Genomic DNA, 16156 nt, shown 5'->3' on the forward strand with positions numbered 1-16156 from the left:
GTGTCTGTAGAGTGCTAAGTTAACACGCTTGCACTCACCATTGATTAACTAAAGCACTCAATCGTGCCGGAACTACCAGAAGTTGAAACAATTCGCCTGGGTCTAAATCAAGTGACTACAGGCCAAGAAATCCAGGGTGGAGAGGTGTTACTATCGCGCACCATCGCCCACCCTATTTCTCCGAAAGATTTTTTAGCCCAACTCAAAACTGTCACCATTAGTGATTGGTATCGACGGGGCAAATACCTACTCGCTAAACTAAGCAAGTCAGACAGTGATCAGGCCGGTTGGTTAGGTGTTCACCTCCGGATGACTGGTCAACTGCTATGGCTAAGTCAAGACCAGCCTCACCCAAAACACACGCGAGTGCGATTGTTTTTCCCAAACAACCAGGAGTTAAGGTTTATCGACCAGCGCACCTTTGGTCGAATGTGGTGGATTCCGCCATCCCAATTACCAGAAACTATTATCACTGGTCTAAAGCAACTCGGACCAGAACCGTTTTCCCAGGAATTTTCTACAGATTACCTAGTTAGTAAGCTCCATCACCGCCAGCGTGCGATTAAAACAGCCTTGCTCGATCAATCCCTGGTAGCAGGAATAGGTAATATCTATGCCGATGAAGCATTATTCTTGAGTGGTATTCGACCAGAAACCCTTTGTAAAGATTTGGGGTTAGAGCAGATCGAAAAGCTGAGCATCGCGATTATCCAAGTATTGGAAAAAGCGATTGAGTCTGGTGGTACCACGTTTAGTGATTTTATCAACGTCCAGGGAGTCAATGGCAACTATAAGGGGATTGCCTGGGTTTATGGTCGCACCGGAGAACCCTGTCGTATCTGTAGCACCCCCATCCAGCGAACCAAGTTAGTCGGTCGCTCAGCTCACTTTTGTCCGAACTGTCAGCGTTGATAAGTGTGGGAAGTGTGGGAAGTGTGGGGAGATGGGGAGATGGGGAGATGGGGAGATTTCTATTAAGGGTAATTATCGGTTCTCATGGTAATAAGGTAAACAAGATTTTTTACCGACTCCCGACTCCCAATTCCCGATTCCCGATTCCCGATTCCCAATTCCCTGTTCCCGATTCCCGATTCCCGATTCCCGATTCCCGATTTCTCATTCCCCCGATAGAATAGAAGAGGAAAGACAAAAGAGATTTTATGGCTGGGAAAATTAAAAAGGGAGTATTGGTTCGGGCTATCCAAGCCCAGTTAGAGGGTAGCCTGGAAGCAAAAGCAAGTGACCCCCGCTTTTCCTCTTATCTGTTTGAAACCGATGGGGAAATTGTTGATATTAAGGGGGATTATGCCCTGGTCAAATTTGGTCGGGTACCTACCCCCAACATTTGGTTACGTATTGACCAGTTGGAAATCTCGTCTTAACCGGCCTGAAAAGTATCGTCTTAACGAGCATCCCTTTTGAAGACGATGCTCGTTAAGAGCGGCTACGCGAACGCATTTCCACCCTACCCATTCCGATCATGGTACCCTATCCCAACTCCCCAATTGCCTGCCACGACAACCGTGTATCCGTAATCGGTGGTGGTAGAGTAGGGAGTACTCTTGTCCAACGGATTGCTGAGAAAAATCTGGCCGATGTCGTACTCCTGGATATTAAACCAGGTATGCCCCAAGGCATTGCTCTCGATTTAATGGAGGCCAGGGGCATTGAAGGTCACGATTGCCAAATTATCGGAACTAATGACTATGCTGATACTGCTGGTTCCGATGTGGTGGTGATTACGGCAGGAAGTCCCCGGAAACCAGGCATGAGTCGGGATGACCTGCTACAGATCAATTCCAAAATTGTGGTGGAAGCGGCTAAAAATGCGATCGCAAAATCCCCAGATGCCATGTTAATCGTGGTCACCAATCCCCTCGATGTGATGACCTACCTAGCCTGGCAAGCTACTGACTTACCACCCCATCGCGTCATGGGCATGGCAGGGGTGTTGGATTCTACCCGATTCCGGACATTCATTGCCATGGAAAATGGTGTATCCGTTGCGGATGTCAATGCTGTAGTGCTCGGAGGCCATGGGGACCTAATGGTGCCACTACCCCGCTACTCTACCGTTAGCGGTGTTCCCATCACGGAACTGATGACACCAGACCGGATAGAAGCCCTGATCGAACGGACTCGCCGAGGCGGAGCAGAAATTGTAGAACTGATGCGCACTGGCAGTGCTTATTTTGCTCCAGCATCATCTGCCTGTTTGATGGTAGAAGCAATATTACACAACCAATCCCGCCAAATCACCGCAGCTGCCTACCTTCAGGGTGAATATGGTTTAAAAGATATTTTTATAGGGGTACCCACCCGATTGGGGTGTCGAGGTATCGAAAAAATTTTGGAATTAAAGTTGACAGATTATGAACTGTCCTCCCTCAAGATATCAGCTGAATCAGTTCGTGACAATATTAAGAAGGCACAAGAGATGCTGGGTCATTAAGAGAGTGTGGGGAGTGTGGGAAGTGTGGGAAGTGTGGGGAGATGGGGAGATGGGGAGATGGGGAGATGGGGAGATGGGGAGATGGGGAGATGGGGAGATGGGGAAGTGTGGGGAGCTTCGGGAGCTTGGGGAGTTAGTCGAGTAACCAATTATCTGGATTGGTGATCATCTTGACTAATCCACTAAGAATTTGATTGTAATTTCCGTAGAGTTCTCTGACTTGTTCGACCGTGAGATACTGGCATTTCACCGCAAAGGTTAACCAAACTTGAGTCTCTGCTGCCTCTGCCTCACAATCATTCAGTTTAGCTACAAAAGCGGCTTTATATCTCCGTTTTATCCAAGCTTCTGCGAGATTAGCACAGACTGAGCGAGAGGAACGACGAATTTGATCAGTTAGCGATGCAGCGCGGTCTTGGGGGTTTCCCCCACTCGCTATTGCATCAAGACAATGAATATTTTTCTTCAACTGGGAACTTTTTAGAATGTTCAAAAATTAGCATCGCTGTCTCAAATGCCAATTGATAAATAACCAAATCTTCATGAGTTCTAAAATACTTTTTACCTTTTTCGTTTTCTGCTCCTATCTTTCCCATCTTCTTTAATTGCCATCGCTCTTCTCTTCTGTCCTCTCCATCTTCCCACACTCCCCTATCTGATGACCAGTAACTTCCCACCCCTCCCACACTCCCCACCCTCCCCACACTTCCCACACTCCCCACACTCCCCACACCCAGCGTTATAGATTATCAATTATTGGCGGCTATTATGTCTAATACCTTAAAACCTGGAGCAATTATCAAAGACCGCTATACAATCTTAGGCGACTTAGGTCAAGGAACTTTTGGACGGACCTATCTCGCTGAAGATGCTAATCGCTACCAAGAGCGTTGTGTACTTAAAGAATTTGCTCCCCAACTTCAAAACAACTATGAGTTACAAAAAGCTCAAGAATTATTTGAGCGAGAAGCTGGGATGCTATACCAGCTCAGACATAACCAAATTCCTTGTTTTCGAGAGTTACTTAGAACCAGTATTGGTCGTAAAAATTATCTCTTTTTAGTACAAGACTATGTCGAAGGGTTAACCTATCACCAGCTGTTAGTCCAGGGTCAAAAGTTTAGGGAAGCAGATGTGATTAAACTGCTCCAAGACATCTTGCCAGTTTTAGATTATATTCATTCTAAGCAGATCATTCATCGGGATATTTCTCCGGATAATCTGATTAAACGGAATTCTGACAATAAGCCAGTATTAATTGACTTTGGTTGTGTCAAAGAAATGGTAACCACTGCCATTGTCCAATCAACCGGACACGTGATTGGAACTCAAGTGGGCAAACGGGGTTACTCCCCAGATGAACAGTTACGATATGGTAAAGCTGATGCCACTAGCGACCTTTACGCTTTAGCAGTAACTGCTTTAGTATTGCTAACCGGTAAACAGCCTCTAGACCTTTATGATAGTTATCACGCCACCTGGCTTTGGCAAGAGATAACTATTAGCCCCAGCTTCAAATCGGTCTTGGCTAAAATGCTGGCTAATCTTCCTAAAGAACGGTATCAGTCAGCCCAAGATGTCAGTGAAGCCCTAGAAACCGTAATTCCCCAGCCGGTAAGTAGCCAGCAGCCAACTAAGCTACCCAATAATCTACCAACTAAACAACCAAATAATCTACCAACTAAGCTACCAAATAAACAACCAAATACACTATTTACCCAGATTGCTACCTTAGTGGCTGCTCCTGGTCAAACCATTAAAACAACGTTCACTGCTGTGCTCAATCGCAAACAGCAATCCACTAACCGTGAACTAAAGTTTTTTGGTCTTTCTATGTCCATTGCTTTATTAGTAGTGTTTGGAACGGTAGCAGTAGCTAGAGGAGGGTTTACTACACCAAAATTACCCAAGATATCCTGGAAATTGCCCTCTATACCATCATTGCCTTCTCAATCATCTGTGAGTAACACAGAGCAGCAACGGCAAAAGCAAATCTATCAGCGTTGTCTAGATTTGAACATTGATCCAGGTACTTTTTATCAGAAAGTTGATCAATTTTTTTATAGTACATATCCACAATTAAAAGGAAAGACTCTTTCCGATAAACAAGAGGATGTTCAATTCCGGGCAGCTTGGTATCAAATTGCTGAGGATTTACTGGATAATTTGGAACAAGAGGCTTATTTGAGCAATTAGAGGTTTTGGGTAGAGGGTGGGAAGTGTGGGAAGTGTGGGGAGGGTGGGAGGTATGGTGAGGCTGGGGAGCAGAGGGTGGTGAAAAACTATTGCATTGTCGCAATATAAAACAAGAACTGATGGGAGGTGTGGGGAGGGTGGGAAGAAGAGGGTGGTGGAAAACTATTGCATTGTTACAATTTATTGATCTTGAGGTTGACCCCGACTATCCCTGACCAGGCTTAGGTGCAGCATTGATTTGTGCGATCGCAAACGAAATAACCTCCATGAGCCAGACAGTTATGGGAGGGCTAGTAAAAGTTAGCTGAAATCTAGTAAAAACAGAAAGTTTTTGAGCTATCGTTAGAAATACGATAGATAAGGCAATTTGGCGATGAGTATTGTTATTTCAGACACAATCCTAGAAGCATCCCAGCTTACCCCAAGTGAGTTTCGTCAGGAAATTGCATTACACTTGTTTCAAACAGGTCGCCTAACACTGAACTATGCCAGCCGACTGGCTCACATGCAACCCAACGAGTTTCGCCAATTTCTCAAGCAGCGCAAAATTCCCCTTTACTACTACGATGTTGAAGACTTTGAAATTGACTTGAAAAATTTGCGGGAGTTAGGACGGTTGTGATTGTTATTAGCGATACATCAGCAATCACAAATTTGGCAGCCATTCAACACTTGCAGCTTCTGCCTCAACTCTATAATCAAGTCATTATTCCTGAAGCAGTCTATCGTGAACTTGCAGACATTGATCCTCCTGTTCCTGGCACTCTCGAAGTTCAATCTGCTTCCTGGCTTGAAGTCAGGCAAGTGCTTAACTATGAAGTAGTTGAACATCTTCAGAGTGAGGTGAGTTTAGATCCTGGAGAATCTGAGGCGATTGCCCTTGCCCTAGAAATCAATGCTGACTTGCTATTAATTGATGAGCGTCGTGGTCGAGCAGAAGCCGATCGTCTGGGCTTAAGGATTACTGGATTGCTGGGTATTTTAGTTGAGGCGAAACACCAAAATCTCATCGTTGCTGTCAAGCCGTTGATGGATGCCTTAATTGCTACCTCAGAGTTTAGAGTGTCTCTAGCCTTATATAATCAGATTTTAGACATGGTGGATGAAATCTAGAGGGCAGGGCTGATTAATGCTGGTGGAAGTTATTAGACTTCGCAGCAGTTGTTAGGTATCCCAATCTAAATTATGAACAGCTTAACTATACCAATAAATCAATAAAAAAAATTCGGTCAAGTTCTGGTTAACCCCAAGTCTTGACCGATTTCTATTTTGTAAGCTTCCACAAGTACAGCTGAGCTGCACTCAAATCTAAATCGCTACTGATAAACTATCGAATTAGTCAGCAACTACTCGAAAGTAACCACCTCCCAACTCATCCTTCATCCTGATATATACCCCTCCACAAAACAACTTTAACCCTTGATAGTCGCCAGGGCGACGCCCTGGCAATTTACTATCCTAGTCTAGGTATAAGTATCGAATCAAAAAAGTCGTAACCTGACCAGATTTTCCGGTAGGCTCGAAAGCGCTCCACTCGTCGGGATAGGCGTATTTAAGGGAATAGATAGCATTAATTGTTTTGCGAACTTGTTTAGGAGAACCGACCAAGATGTGCTTGACTTTTTTAGGTTTGCGACCTGGCTTTTCAGGGTTGGTATTTTCATCGGAGTTGGGTGGAAGGTTGTCATTCATCAGTAGTAATTCCTTAAAACTGCTTACATTATTAATATATACATAAATTAATTTACTGTCAAGGGGTTTAGGAATTTTTTTTTATTATGAAATTGAAAATGGCTATAATAATAAATAGGTCATAAATAATAGTAAATAACCAGTAATATATCTGATATTTTCTGTAGAGATGCTATAGCTTTTATCATTTATTACTCCTGCTGCTAAGCTCCCTGCTCCCTTAGTTAAAATACTATATATATTTTTTTGTTATAATAAGGTATAAAACCATGAGATTCATCAGTCCTAAAACTGACTTTGCTTTCAAGAAAATATTTGGTTCAGATCAGAGTAAGGATATTCTAATTTCTTTCCTCAATGCTATGATATACTATGGTAATTACGTCATCCAGGATTTAGAAATTATTGATCCTTATAGCGCGGGGGATGTAGTAGATTTAAAAGACACTTATCTAGATGTTAAGGCAGTATTAGAGGATGGAACAACTGTTATCATTGAGATGCAACTCTGGAATGTGGAAGCTTTCAAGAAGCGAGTGGTTTATAACTTGTGCAAAACCTATGGAAATCAACTGCAATTGGGACAGGGATATTTCGATCTAAATCCAGTCATTGCTTTAACTATCACGGATTTTAAGTTATTCCCTTCCAGCGATAAAGTAATTAGCTGTTTTTACTTTCAAGAGGAAGAAGACCACTTACCTTATCAGGAAAATGAATTAAAGCTGGTGTTTGTGGAACTTCCTAAATTTACTAAGCAACTGGAAGATTTAGAAAGTGTGATAGATAAGTGGATATATTTTATCAAAGAAGCGCCAAACTTAGAAATTATTCCTGACAACTTCAGGGAAATCCCACAGCTGGAAAAAGCCTTAACCATAGCGAATCAAGCGGGGTTGAGTGTGTCAGAAGTGGAAAAACTCCGCAAACAGGAGATGGTTTTGGAAGACGCGCGAGGTGCATTGAGTTTCGCGAAAAGGCAAGGACGAGAAGAAGGGGAAAGAAATTTACTATTGCGACAGCTTGAGAGCCGCTTTGGCAAACTAACGATTAATGGCTTGGCATTAATCGAAGCCTTGACCAACGAAGACCTAAACCGTTTATCAGAAGCCATCTGGGATTTTCAGACCAGTGAGGACTTACTCAACTGGCTGCAAGAGCACTCTAATTAAAAGTCTAAATTTTTAATAAAATTAATCCGATGGTGGGCAGTAGTTGATACCAATTAAAAAGCTTACAATCTCGAAGCTAAGCACTGCCCACCCTACATCAAATGCTGCTATTGACTAAAATAGACTTAATGTCTAGTATTTTTACCTAAAAAGTGATGAAAAACCTTGGAGCATCTGAGGCAAAAAACCGTTTTGGTGAACTGTTGGATTTAGCTCGAAGAGAGCCAGTAAAAATTACTAAAAAAGGGCGTAATGTTGCTGTTGTTATTTCTATAGAAGAATTTGAAAGGTTCTTAGAGTTAGAAGAGGAACTTATAGCTATCAAAGCTAAACAAGCACAACAAGAAGGGTTTATTGGGCTGTCAGAAAGTGAGCAGCTTTTGGAGGATATTATGAATGCTTAGGCTTAAAGGGAGGAGGGAGCAGGGAGCAGGGAGCAGGGAGCAGGCAGAAGAAAATTGAAATTGAAGGTACTTCATCACGTATGATAAACGCGCTAAGTTACCAAGTTCAAGAAGAAATTATAGAAATATTACTGATTGCTACCCCACCGCACCCAAACGCGATTGACCGTAGGTCACGCTACGCGAACGCACTCCCGATTCCCGACTCCCCACTCCCGATTCCCGACTCCCCACTCCCGACTCCCCACTCCCGGAATATATTAAAATATGTAAAGAAACTGAAAGGATAAGGGAGAATGCGCTTAGCAATTGTTGGTGCGGGGCTCGCGGGCATGGCCACAGCAGTAGAATTAGTGGATGCTGGTCATGAGGTGGAAATTTTTGAATCCCGTCCCTTTGTGGGGGGAAAGGTGGGAAGCTGGGTAGATAAGGATGGCAATCACATCGAAATGGGGTTGCATGTCTTCTTTGGCTGCTATTACAACCTGTTTGACCTGATGAAGAAGGTGGGAGCGTTCCAGTTTCTGCGCCTGAAGGAGCATACTCACACTTTTATTAATCAGGATGGACGCAAGGGTGAGCTAGACTTTCGCTTCATTACTGGTGCTCCCTTTAATGGCCTAAAAGCGTTTTTCACCACCTCCCAGCTCTCCCTCCAGGATAAGCTGCAAAACTCCATTGCCCTGGGGATTAGCCCTCTGGTTCGTGGCTTGATAGATTTCGATGGCGCAATGAAAACGATTCGTGACCTAGATGCCGTCAGTTTCGCTGATTGGTTTCGCGGTCATGGTGGTTCCGACGGTAGTTTAAAGCGGATGTGGAATCCTATTGCCTATGCTCTTGGTTTCATCGATACCGAGAACATTTCTGCCCGTTGTATGCTAACCATATTCCAGTTATTTGCCGCTAGAACCGAGGCATCGGTACTACGAATGCTGGAAGGCTCTCCTCATGAGTACCTCCATAAACCAATTATTAACTATTTAGAGGAAAGAGGAGCAAAAATCCACACTCGCCGCCAAGTCAGGGAAATTCTATTTACCGAAACCCCAGAGGAAACCCGAGTCACTGGTTTAGTGATTGCCAAAGGGGAAACCGAAGAAACCATCACCGCTGATGGCTATGTCTGTGCCGTTGATGTGCCTGGTGTTCAACGGCTGTTACCGAAATCATGGCGCAAGTGGTCCGATTTCGATAATATCTACAAGCTTGATACGGTACCAGTGGCCACGGTTCAACTACGATTTGATGGCTGGGTGACAGAGCTTCATGATGCCGAGAAACGCCAGCAACTCCAAGAAGCAGCAGGGATGGATAATCTACTGTATACTCCCGATGCTGACTTTTCCTGCTTTGCTGATTTAGCTCTCACTAGTCCTGGTGACTATTACAAAGCGGGTGAAGGGTCACTGATGCAATTGGTACTAACCCCAGGAGACCCATTTATCCGACAAAGTAATGATGCGATCGCAAAACATGTGCTTCACCAAGTCCATAATTTGTTTCCCTCCTCACGAGACTTGACCATGACCTGGTATAGTGTCGTAAAACTCGCTCAGTCTCTATACCGGGAAGCCCCTGGCATGGACCCCTATCGCCCTAACCAAAAGACACCAATCCCTAATTTCTTCCTAGCCGGTAGCTATACCCAACAAGACTATATCGATAGTATGGAAGGAGCTACCCTATCCGGGCGTCGTGCTGCTAAGGCGATTGAGTCTTTGGTTAGTTGAGGGAATAGGGAATAGGGAATAGGGAGTAGGGAATCGGGAATCGGGTTCCGATTCCCGACTCCCGATATAATCACTAAAACTTGAGGAATCTAAAACCCTATGTCTGATTGGCTGGAACATAGTGTACAAGTTGAAGTAGAAGTTCCCATTGAGTTAGCGTGGGAGCTTTGGTCAGATTTAGAGCAAATGCCGCGCTGGATGAAGTGGATTGACTCAGTAGAAGTGCTAAAAGAGGATCCTGACTTATCCCGGTGGAAACTTGCTAGTACAGGTTTTGAGTTTAGCTGGCTCTCTCGAATTCTGAAATTAGTTCCACATCAGATTATTCAGTGGGAATCAGTAGATGGTTTGCCCAATCGAGGTGCAGTGCGCTTCTACGACCGTAAGGATAGCAGTATCGTTAAGCTGACCATCGCTTACGGCATTCCCGGCATTCTTGGTCAGTTAATGGATAACTTATTTTTAGGTAACTTAGTTGAGTCTACCATCCAGGAAGATTTAGAACGATTCCGGGATTATGCTCTGAAGGTTAAAGGGTAGCAATGGGGAGTCGGGAATCGGGAGTCGGGAATCGGGAGTCGGGAATCGGGAGTGGCTCTATGGTAGAAACGCGCTGATCCCTATGGTTGTCAGTCTCCAAAAACATTTGCCATTTATGATATAATCCAAACCTTTTGTATACTAAGCGTACCCAATTTTTTAATAACAAATACAACATCCACAACCCGAAAAATATATCTATTCCCGATTCCCGATTCCCTACTCCCGATTAGCTACTCCCTACCGATTCGATTCCCGATTCCCGATTCCCGATTCCCGATTCCCGATTCCCGATTCCCTAAAACTTAAGAGTAAACCCTTCAACCTTCAAGTTTCCCCAGCATGGTAAGAACTACGAACCAAAGGACCGGAACGAACATGGGCAAATCCCATATCCCGTGCGATCGCACCTAGCTCATCAAACTCTTCCGGTGTCCAGTATTTTTGTACGGGCAGATGTTGGAGAGAGGGACGCATATATTGACCGAGGGTGATGCGATCGCATCCAATTTTACCTAAATCCGCCATCGCCTCAATCACTTCTGCTTTGGTTTCCCCATGGCCCAACATTAATCCGGACTTAGTGGGAATGGTGGGATTGAGTTGTTTGACAATGCTGAGCACATCAAGCGATCGCTGATATTGTGCTCCCCGGCGCACCTTGCCCTGTAGCCGCTGCACTGTTTCAATATTGTGGTTGTAACAGGCTGGCTTGGCCTCCACCACCGTGGCTATCCGTTGCTGTTGCAACTCTGCTGAGGTTTGATCCTGCTCACCTTTACCCCCCCAGAAATCTGCCGTTAGCACTTCTATCTCAGTACCTGGATTGAGTTGGCGGATCGCATCCATCGTAGCGACAAACCAACCGGCACCCTGGTCTGGTAAATCATCCCGAGCCACAGAGGTCAGCACCACATACCGCAACCCCAATAACTGTACCGATTCCGCTACTTTTTGCGGCTCCTCTGGGTCAAGGGCCATGGGAGCATGACCTTTATCTACTTGACAAAATGCACAAGACCGTGTACACGTCGGTCCCATCAACAAAAATGTAGCGGTTTTCTGAGAATAGCACTCACCTCGGTTCGGGCAACGTCCCTCCTCACAAATCGTGTGAATCTGCCGTTGTTTAATAATCCGCTGCACTGTTGAGATGTCACTAGCATTACCAATCGGACGTCGCAACCAAGACGGAAGTGCAGTAATTTCTGAACGCCATTGTTTTTGTGTAGTCATGGATAATCGGGAGTCGGGAGTCGGGAATCGGGAGTGGGGAATCGGGAATCGGGAATCGGGAATCGGGAATCGGGAATCGGGAGTCGAATAGAATTGTAACAGGAGCAACGGGCAAGATGCCCGTTCCACGTTAGATGGCTATTCTACCAAGATGGCTATTCCACAAAACTATTTCCATCAAACGAAGTCTACTATTGTTTAACTAGTCACACAAAGACTTGACTTCGCGGCAGTTGTCTGGAACAGGGGATCACCAGAACAGTAGACAAGAATTGATGCAAACACTATCATAAAACTACTTTTGCGCATAGGTCTACTATCTACTCCTCCCGATTCCCCACTCCCGATTCCCGATTCCCGATTCCCGACTCCGGAATTATGAGTTATCTAGCAATGACCGAATCAGAGAACGTAGCATTCTTCCTAAAGCTTCACACTCATCTATAATCGGATTAATGCTTCCAGAAGTAGCCAGTTTCACTCTGACCGATAAGAAAAGATGGGTTTCCAATTCTTTGAGAGAGCCTTGAGCTATTCTAAGAAATTGAACATATTCTCCTCGATACTCCCGTCCATATCCCTCTGCAATATTAGCAGGAATTGATGCAGCTGCTCTCCTTATCTGTGCAGTCATCCCATACATTTCCTGTTTAGGGAATTCTCTGGTGATCACATAGCAACTCTCGGCCACATCCATTCCCTTTTGCCAAACTCGCAAATCTCGATAAGACTGAATTTGATTATAATTGCTCATGCTTAAACTAGAGTTCGGGAGTCGGGAGTGGGGAATCGGGAATCGGGAGTGGGGAGTCGGGAGTCGGGAGTGGCTCTATGGTAGAAAAGCGATCGCTATGGTTGTCAGTCTCCGAAAACATTTGCCATTTATAAAATTATTAGCTTTTGTATACTAAGCGTTCCCACTATTTTTTGAAAATCACAAATACAACATCCACCACCCGAAAAATATACCGATTCCCGATTCCCGATTCCCGATTCCCGATTATGGTTGTCAGTCTCCGAAAACATTTGCCATTTATAAAATCATTAGCTTTTGTATACTAAGCGTACCCACTATTTTTTTATAAATAGTCACACATCGATTCCCAATTCCCGATTCCCAATTCCCGATTCCCCACTCCCGATTCCCGACTCCCGATTCCCGACTCCCGATTCCCGACTCCCGATTCCCGACTCCCGACTCCCGACTCCCGATTCCCGATTCCCAATTCCCGATTCCCGATTCCCAATTCCCGATTCCCGATTCCCGATTCCCGATTCCTTCACCCTTTTGCCCGACGATACCAACCCACAATCCGGTGAGGAGAAACCCCCAAATGATAGGCAATGATCACCAGTTGGTTAATTAATGTAGTTTTGACAACCCCCAAGGTCTGCCAGCGGCGTCCTGATGTTAAGACAGGTTGATTAAGGATAGTTATTTTACCTAGGTGGCGGAGGCGTCGCATCAAGTCAAAATCTTCCATAATCGGTAGATTCAGAAAACCACCAAGGTCTGTAAACACCTTAGTCTTAATAAAGATAGCCTGATCACCGTAGGGCAGGGAGCAAAAACGCGATCGCAAATTCACCATCCGTTCAATCAGCCTTACCCCCCGCAGGTTAGCATCAATGGCTAATTCAAAGGCACCAGCCACGGTATCATAGTTTTGTAACCCTTCGCGAACTAAGGTATCAAATCCTGTTGGTAAACGGGTATCAGCATGGAGAAACAGAAGAATATCTCCGGTAGCCACCGCAGCCCCAGCATTCATTTGACTAGCGCGACCGGTACCAGCAGCTATAATCTTAGCACCCAGTGATTGTGCGATCGCAACGGTTTCATCATCACTGCCCCCATCTACCACAATCACTTCCACATTAGACGCTTCCCTAACCGTAGCCAAAGTATCAGCTATGTGACTAGCCTCATTCAGAACCGGGATGATAATTGAAATTTTTACTATCACGCAAGACGTTTAGGCATTGTTTCTGACAAATTAGCATTGGTGAGTAGGAAATAACCAATGTTCCCTTAATTTCTATCCATCTCTAGACATTTATTACGTAATAGCGATATAATAAAAGGTAAACTAAATACAAACTAGATTCAAATAAGGTGAGAAATCCAACATGTCAGGGTTAACCATTAGTATTGGAGAAGCAGCCAGTGAGCTAGGGGTCTCAGTTAAAACCTTAAGGAGGTGGGCAGACGCAGGAAAAATTAGGTCACAACGTTCTCCCAGTGGGCATCGGCGATTTTATGTAGCCGATATCAAACACATTACACCACGGAATGTCGGTCAGATCGATGATCGCATAACCATTAACTATGCCCGTATTTCAGATCAAGACCAAAAAGAAGATTTAGTCAAGCAAATCAAGATTTTAGAGTCTTTTAGTACTGCTAATGGTTGGCAGTATGAAACAATTCAAGATTCAGGTTCCGGAATCAATTCCCAAAATAAAGGCTTACAGAAACTGCTCAAGCGCATCATGCAGGGGAATGTTGGAAGACTTGTAATTACTCACAAAGATAGGCTGCTTAGAGTTAGCGCTGAATTAGTCTTTGCTATGTGTGAAGAATTCAATACAGAAGTAATAATTATCAACAAGTCATCAGAAGACATCAGCCTTGAACAAGAATTAGTTACAGACATGATGGAGCTGATTACAATATTTTCAGAAAAACTCCATAGTGCTAAAAGTTCCAAAATGTAAGCTATTAGCTATTAGCTATCAGTGATCAGCTATCAGCTATCAGCTATCAGCTTATGGGCTACATCACAGGCTAGAAGCCTGTGCCACGATTCCCGATTCCCGATTCCCGATTCCCGATTCCCGATTCCCTACTCCCTACTCCCTGTTCCCGATTCCCGATTCCCGATTCCCTACTCCCTACTCCCTACTCCCATCAAATTTGATACTACCCATAGATCCTCTGGGCGGTCAACATCAGTAAGCTCGGAAAGCATTGCCATAGTTAGGTTAAGACTCTTAGCAATATCCACCGTTTGCTGCAAAACCTCAGATGTTCCCCAACTCACTCCCACAAACAAATCTGGAATCAATCGACTTAGACCAACCAGATAGTAGCCGCCATCCTTGGCTGGTCCAAGTACTAAATCATGATTGTCTAGAGCCTCAAATGCCTGATTCATCACCGAACTATTCAAATCGGGGCAATCAATACCAATTATCACAACTTTCGTCATACTTTCCGCAAACGATAACTCAAACGCTGAAGTGATTCGCTTGCCCAAATCCCCATCACTCTGAGGTTTACAGACCAGAGTCGAGCCTAACCAATTCTCCATTAGCTGTTGATTACCACCAGCAAAATGGATTTCTACAGACACAGGGCGACCAGTTGTTAATTCCTTGACCTGGGCAACAGTATGTTCCGTCATCCGACGTTGAAGGGTTGCCGCACCATCCGCTCCTAGAGCTGGTATCATCCGGGTTTTAGTCTTTCCTGGCTCTGGATAGCGGCTGAAAATAATTAGGCGTTCTGTAACTATCATTAATGTAAAGGGAGTAGGGAGTAGGGAGTAGGGAATCGGAACCCACCCCTAACCCCTCCCAGGAGGGGAACGGGAGTCGGGAGTCGGGATTAGGGGACAATAATTATCACAATTACTACACGGATTTTTATATAGCATTTATAATGCTATCACGAAAAATAATCTTAATTTATCATAACAGTAAAAACTCCTTTGATATCTTGACTACTGTTCCCTATTTCCTCTTACCTCTTACCTGCTCCCTACTCCCTACCGATTCGATTGACGATTCCCGATTCCCGATTCCCGATTCCCGATTTACCATCAATCCTATGTTCACCTATCAAATACAAACCCTATAGTTTACATGCCTATTTTTTCCAAAACTTCTTGGGCAAGAGATCTAAATTCTTCTGAAGCCATAGAATAGGGCTTATAATCCAATACAGACACAGGAGACGGTATATCCTGATCGTCTACTTTTTCAACTTGTTCAGCACACTTAGCCAAATCATCTCGATCGAAAATAACACTCTTCATCACATCAAAGCCATATCGCTCGGAAATTGCTTTTATCCGTTTTGGCAAGGTATGCTGTATGAACATATTATTGGTTGCTATTTTAGAAGGCAGCACTCCCAAGACTTCAAGGGGCGGTTTAATGTTGATTTGTTTTCGATAGCCATTAATAGCTCTGATGAAATCTTTTACATTCAGTAATCCTTGATTAGAAAAAGGCTTGAGGTCTGAAGGAATGATTAAATAGTCAGCAGTTATTAAAGCAATCCTAGCATATAAATTCCAAGAAGGCGGAGTATCAAGAATTACCACATCATAGTAAGTTTTAACATCCTCTAGTTTATCCATCAGCATGAGCAGGCTAAAATCAAGCTGATTCATATCAAGTTCATATTTCATCAGATCGATGTGAGCAGGAACCACATCAATTTCTGGATTGCTGAATTCAGATTTTCTAGCTACTTCCGAGATTGAGAAGAATTCCTCAGATTGCAAAACATGGAGAATATTACACTCTTTGATATCATCAAATGCTTCGTCATGAAATTTAACCAGTCCGGTAGCAAAGGTAGCATTAGCTTGGCTATCAAGATCGATGACAAGCACTTTTTTGCGGTTTTTTCGGATAGCTGCCCCTAGGTTAACCACCGTTGTGGTTTTCCCCACGCCGCCTTTGTTATGGTATACTGCAATGACTTTCACGTTATATTAC

At 44.2% G+C, this 16156-nt stretch carries 28 protein-coding genes; 18 read left to right on the forward strand and 10 right to left on the reverse strand.

Translation table 11 applies throughout. The features are described from left to right. Positions 1 to 63: 63 nt before the first annotated feature. From F6K49_RS00980 to F6K49_RS01000, 5 genes are all read left to right on the forward strand, one after another. Positions 64 to 912, forward strand: coding sequence for a DNA-formamidopyrimidine glycosylase (locus F6K49_RS00980; protein ID WP_293024159.1), 849 nt, complete (start codon positions 64 to 66; stop codon positions 910 to 912). Continuing rightward, complete coding sequence (locus F6K49_RS00985) at positions 909 to 1136, forward strand: hypothetical protein (RefSeq protein ID WP_293093335.1); 228 nt, start codon at positions 909 to 911, stop codon at positions 1134 to 1136. The genes F6K49_RS00980 and F6K49_RS00985 overlap by 4 nt, the downstream gene beginning before the upstream one ends. Positions 1137 to 1160: 24 nt before the next feature. After that, positions 1161 to 1382, forward strand: a complete 222-nt coding sequence (locus F6K49_RS00990) for an NAD(P)H-quinone oxidoreductase subunit O (protein WP_293024163.1) — start codon at positions 1161 to 1163, stop codon at positions 1380 to 1382. A gap of 98 nt (positions 1383 to 1480) precedes the next feature. Next, on the forward strand, positions 1481 to 2452 hold the full coding sequence (mdh, locus tag F6K49_RS00995) for a malate dehydrogenase (protein ID WP_293024165.1): 972 nt from the start codon (positions 1481 to 1483) through the stop codon (positions 2450 to 2452). 6 nt (positions 2453 to 2458) lie between these two features. Beyond that, a complete protein-coding gene (locus F6K49_RS01000) occupies positions 2459 to 2617 on the forward strand; it encodes a hypothetical protein (RefSeq protein ID WP_293024167.1) in 159 nt (52 codons plus the stop codon). Here F6K49_RS01000 and F6K49_RS01005 read toward each other — a convergent pair. Both F6K49_RS01005 and F6K49_RS01010 read right to left on the reverse strand, forming a co-directional pair. Then, positions 2586 to 2945 (reverse strand): four helix bundle protein, encoded by a 360-nt coding sequence (locus tag F6K49_RS01005; RefSeq protein ID WP_293024169.1) that lies wholly within the window; start codon positions 2943 to 2945, stop codon positions 2586 to 2588. The two genes, F6K49_RS01000 and F6K49_RS01005, sit on opposite strands and share 32 nt — an antisense overlap. Then, positions 2896 to 3174 (reverse strand): four helix bundle protein, encoded by a 279-nt coding sequence (locus tag F6K49_RS01010; protein WP_293093338.1) that lies wholly within the window; start codon positions 3172 to 3174, stop codon positions 2896 to 2898. Before F6K49_RS01010 ends, F6K49_RS01005 begins: the two co-directional genes overlap by 50 nt. Positions 3175 to 3220: 46 nt before the next feature. On the opposite strand from F6K49_RS01010, the gene F6K49_RS01015 reads away from it, so the two are divergent. From F6K49_RS01015 to F6K49_RS01025, 3 genes are all read left to right on the forward strand, one after another. Then, the gene (locus F6K49_RS01015) at positions 3221 to 4648 is read left to right on the forward strand and encodes a serine/threonine-protein kinase (protein ID WP_293024173.1); all 1428 of its coding nucleotides are present in this window, start codon (positions 3221 to 3223) and stop codon (positions 4646 to 4648) included. A 373-nt stretch (positions 4649 to 5021) separates the two neighbouring features. Beyond that, positions 5022 to 5270, forward strand: coding sequence for a UPF0175 family protein (locus F6K49_RS01020; RefSeq protein ID WP_293024175.1), 249 nt, complete (start codon positions 5022 to 5024; stop codon positions 5268 to 5270). Further along, positions 5267 to 5761 (forward strand): DUF3368 domain-containing protein, encoded by a 495-nt coding sequence (locus tag F6K49_RS01025; protein ID WP_293024177.1) that lies wholly within the window; start codon positions 5267 to 5269, stop codon positions 5759 to 5761. The genes F6K49_RS01020 and F6K49_RS01025 overlap by 4 nt, the downstream gene beginning before the upstream one ends. 345 nt (positions 5762 to 6106) lie before the next feature. Here F6K49_RS01025 and F6K49_RS01030 read toward each other — a convergent pair whose 3' ends face one another. After that, complete coding sequence (locus F6K49_RS01030) at positions 6107 to 6340, reverse strand: hypothetical protein (RefSeq protein ID WP_293024179.1); 234 nt, start codon at positions 6338 to 6340, stop codon at positions 6107 to 6109. Between the two features lie 269 nt (positions 6341 to 6609). Here F6K49_RS01030 and F6K49_RS01035 point away from each other — a divergent pair, with 269 nt between their 5' ends. From F6K49_RS01035 to zds, 4 genes are all read left to right on the forward strand, one after another. Next, positions 6610 to 7512 carry an Rpn family recombination-promoting nuclease/putative transposase gene (locus tag F6K49_RS01035; protein ID WP_293093341.1) on the forward strand — a complete coding sequence of 301 codons (903 nt, stop codon included), beginning with the start codon at positions 6610 to 6612 and terminating at the stop codon, positions 7510 to 7512. 155 nt (positions 7513 to 7667) lie between these two features. Continuing rightward, complete coding sequence (locus tag F6K49_RS01040) at positions 7668 to 7916, forward strand: type II toxin-antitoxin system prevent-host-death family antitoxin (RefSeq protein WP_293093344.1); 249 nt, start codon at positions 7668 to 7670, stop codon at positions 7914 to 7916. Positions 7917 to 7996: 80 nt separating this feature from the next. Further along, positions 7997 to 8206 carry a hypothetical protein gene (locus F6K49_RS01045; RefSeq protein WP_293093347.1) on the forward strand — a complete coding sequence of 70 codons (210 nt, stop codon included), beginning with the start codon at positions 7997 to 7999 and terminating at the stop codon, positions 8204 to 8206. Between the two features lie 6 nt (positions 8207 to 8212). After that, positions 8213 to 9649 (forward strand): 9,9'-di-cis-zeta-carotene desaturase, encoded by a 1437-nt coding sequence (gene zds, locus F6K49_RS01050; protein WP_293093350.1) that lies wholly within the window; start codon positions 8213 to 8215, stop codon positions 9647 to 9649. Here zds and F6K49_RS01055 read toward each other — a convergent pair. Then, positions 9602 to 9769, reverse strand: a complete 168-nt coding sequence (locus F6K49_RS01055; RefSeq protein ID WP_293093353.1) for a hypothetical protein — start codon at positions 9767 to 9769, stop codon at positions 9602 to 9604. The genes zds and F6K49_RS01055 overlap by 48 nt on opposite strands. Between F6K49_RS01055 and F6K49_RS01060 the strand changes: the two genes are divergently transcribed. Next, entirely contained in the window at positions 9749 to 10189 is a 441-nt protein-coding gene (locus tag F6K49_RS01060; RefSeq protein ID WP_287252554.1) for an SRPBCC family protein, read from the forward strand. The genes F6K49_RS01055 and F6K49_RS01060 overlap by 21 nt on opposite strands. Before the next feature lie 327 nt (positions 10190 to 10516). Here F6K49_RS01060 and lipA read toward each other — a convergent pair whose 3' ends face one another. After that, positions 10517 to 11425 carry a lipoyl synthase gene (lipA, locus tag F6K49_RS01065; protein ID WP_293093614.1) on the reverse strand — a complete coding sequence of 303 codons (909 nt, stop codon included), beginning with the start codon at positions 11423 to 11425 and terminating at the stop codon, positions 10517 to 10519. A 376-nt stretch (positions 11426 to 11801) separates the two neighbouring features. Next, positions 11802 to 12179, reverse strand: a complete 378-nt coding sequence (locus F6K49_RS01070) for a four helix bundle protein (protein WP_293024193.1) — start codon at positions 12177 to 12179, stop codon at positions 11802 to 11804. Between the two features lie 173 nt (positions 12180 to 12352). On the opposite strand from F6K49_RS01070, the gene F6K49_RS01075 reads away from it, so the two are divergent. Both F6K49_RS01075 and F6K49_RS01080 read left to right on the forward strand, forming a co-directional pair. Beyond that, entirely contained in the window at positions 12353 to 12487 is a 135-nt protein-coding gene (locus tag F6K49_RS01075) for a hypothetical protein (RefSeq protein WP_293024196.1), read from the forward strand. After that, complete coding sequence (locus F6K49_RS01080) at positions 12477 to 12773, forward strand: hypothetical protein (protein ID WP_293093477.1); 297 nt, start codon at positions 12477 to 12479, stop codon at positions 12771 to 12773. Before F6K49_RS01075 ends, F6K49_RS01080 begins: the two co-directional genes overlap by 11 nt. Here F6K49_RS01080 and F6K49_RS01085 read toward each other — a convergent pair. Next, positions 12706 to 13392, reverse strand: coding sequence for a TIGR04283 family arsenosugar biosynthesis glycosyltransferase (locus F6K49_RS01085; protein ID WP_293093480.1), 687 nt, complete (start codon positions 13390 to 13392; stop codon positions 12706 to 12708). The genes F6K49_RS01080 and F6K49_RS01085 overlap by 68 nt on opposite strands. A 163-nt stretch (positions 13393 to 13555) precedes the next feature. Between F6K49_RS01085 and F6K49_RS01090 the strand changes: the two genes are divergently transcribed. After that, positions 13556 to 14143 carry an IS607 family transposase gene (locus tag F6K49_RS01090; protein ID WP_293093483.1) on the forward strand — a complete coding sequence of 196 codons (588 nt, stop codon included), beginning with the start codon at positions 13556 to 13558 and terminating at the stop codon, positions 14141 to 14143. Positions 14144 to 14223: 80 nt separating this feature from the next. After that, the gene (locus F6K49_RS01095; RefSeq protein ID WP_293040908.1) at positions 14224 to 14346 is read left to right on the forward strand and encodes a hypothetical protein; all 123 of its coding nucleotides are present in this window, start codon (positions 14224 to 14226) and stop codon (positions 14344 to 14346) included. Here F6K49_RS01095 and F6K49_RS01100 read toward each other — a convergent pair. Then, positions 14314 to 14946 carry a TIGR04282 family arsenosugar biosynthesis glycosyltransferase gene (locus tag F6K49_RS01100; RefSeq protein ID WP_293093486.1) on the reverse strand — a complete coding sequence of 211 codons (633 nt, stop codon included), beginning with the start codon at positions 14944 to 14946 and terminating at the stop codon, positions 14314 to 14316. The two genes, F6K49_RS01095 and F6K49_RS01100, sit on opposite strands and share 33 nt — an antisense overlap. Next, on the reverse strand, positions 14888 to 15046 hold the full coding sequence (locus tag F6K49_RS01105; RefSeq protein WP_293093490.1) for a hypothetical protein: 159 nt from the start codon (positions 15044 to 15046) through the stop codon (positions 14888 to 14890). Before F6K49_RS01105 ends, F6K49_RS01100 begins: the two co-directional genes overlap by 59 nt. 43 nt (positions 15047 to 15089) lie before the next feature. On the opposite strand from F6K49_RS01105, the gene F6K49_RS01110 reads away from it, so the two are divergent. Further along, on the forward strand, positions 15090 to 15287 hold the full coding sequence (locus F6K49_RS01110) for a hypothetical protein (RefSeq protein ID WP_293093494.1): 198 nt from the start codon (positions 15090 to 15092) through the stop codon (positions 15285 to 15287). A gap of 1 nt (position 15288) precedes the next feature. On the opposite strand, the gene F6K49_RS01115 is transcribed toward F6K49_RS01110, so the two are convergent. After that, positions 15289 to 16146 carry an AAA family ATPase gene (locus tag F6K49_RS01115; protein WP_293093498.1) on the reverse strand — a complete coding sequence of 286 codons (858 nt, stop codon included), beginning with the start codon at positions 16144 to 16146 and terminating at the stop codon, positions 15289 to 15291. Positions 16147 to 16156 lie beyond the last annotated feature (10 nt).

The organism is Moorena sp. SIO3I6 (assembly GCF_010672095.1).

Bases quoted from the DNA above. Each gene is read 5' to 3' on its own strand.
- F6K49_RS01015 (WP_293024173.1), top strand. From the start codon at position 3,221: ATGTCTAATACCTTAAAACCTGGAGCAATTATCAAAGACCGCTATACA.
- F6K49_RS01110 (WP_293093494.1), top strand. From the start codon at position 15,090: ATGCTATCACGAAAAATAATCTTAATTTATCATAACAGTAAAAACTCC.
- F6K49_RS01070 (WP_293024193.1), bottom strand. From the start codon at position 12,179: ATGAGCAATTATAATCAAATTCAGTCTTATCGAGATTTGCGAGTTTGG.
- F6K49_RS01090 (WP_293093483.1), top strand. From the start codon at position 13,556: ATGTCAGGGTTAACCATTAGTATTGGAGAAGCAGCCAGTGAGCTAGGG.
- lipA (WP_293093614.1), bottom strand. From the start codon at position 11,425: ATGACTACACAAAAACAATGGCGTTCAGAAATTACTGCACTTCCGTCT.
- zds (WP_293093350.1), top strand. From the start codon at position 8,213: ATGCGCTTAGCAATTGTTGGTGCGGGGCTCGCGGGCATGGCCACAGCA.
- F6K49_RS01030 (WP_293024179.1), bottom strand. From the start codon at position 6,340: ATGAATGACAACCTTCCACCCAACTCCGATGAAAATACCAACCCTGAA.
- F6K49_RS00990 (WP_293024163.1), top strand. From the start codon at position 1,161: ATGGCTGGGAAAATTAAAAAGGGAGTATTGGTTCGGGCTATCCAAGCC.
- F6K49_RS01040 (WP_293093344.1), top strand. From the start codon at position 7,668: ATGAAAAACCTTGGAGCATCTGAGGCAAAAAACCGTTTTGGTGAACTG.
- mdh (WP_293024165.1), top strand. From the start codon at position 1,481: ATGGTACCCTATCCCAACTCCCCAATTGCCTGCCACGACAACCGTGTA.
- F6K49_RS01035 (WP_293093341.1), top strand. From the start codon at position 6,610: ATGAGATTCATCAGTCCTAAAACTGACTTTGCTTTCAAGAAAATATTT.
- F6K49_RS01045 (WP_293093347.1), top strand. From the start codon at position 7,997: ATGATAAACGCGCTAAGTTACCAAGTTCAAGAAGAAATTATAGAAATA.
- F6K49_RS01055 (WP_293093353.1), bottom strand. From the start codon at position 9,769: ATGTTCCAGCCAATCAGACATAGGGTTTTAGATTCCTCAAGTTTTAGT.
- F6K49_RS01100 (WP_293093486.1), bottom strand. From the start codon at position 14,946: ATGATAGTTACAGAACGCCTAATTATTTTCAGCCGCTATCCAGAGCCA.
- F6K49_RS01020 (WP_293024175.1), top strand. From the start codon at position 5,022: ATGAGTATTGTTATTTCAGACACAATCCTAGAAGCATCCCAGCTTACC.
- F6K49_RS01060 (WP_287252554.1), top strand. From the start codon at position 9,749: ATGTCTGATTGGCTGGAACATAGTGTACAAGTTGAAGTAGAAGTTCCC.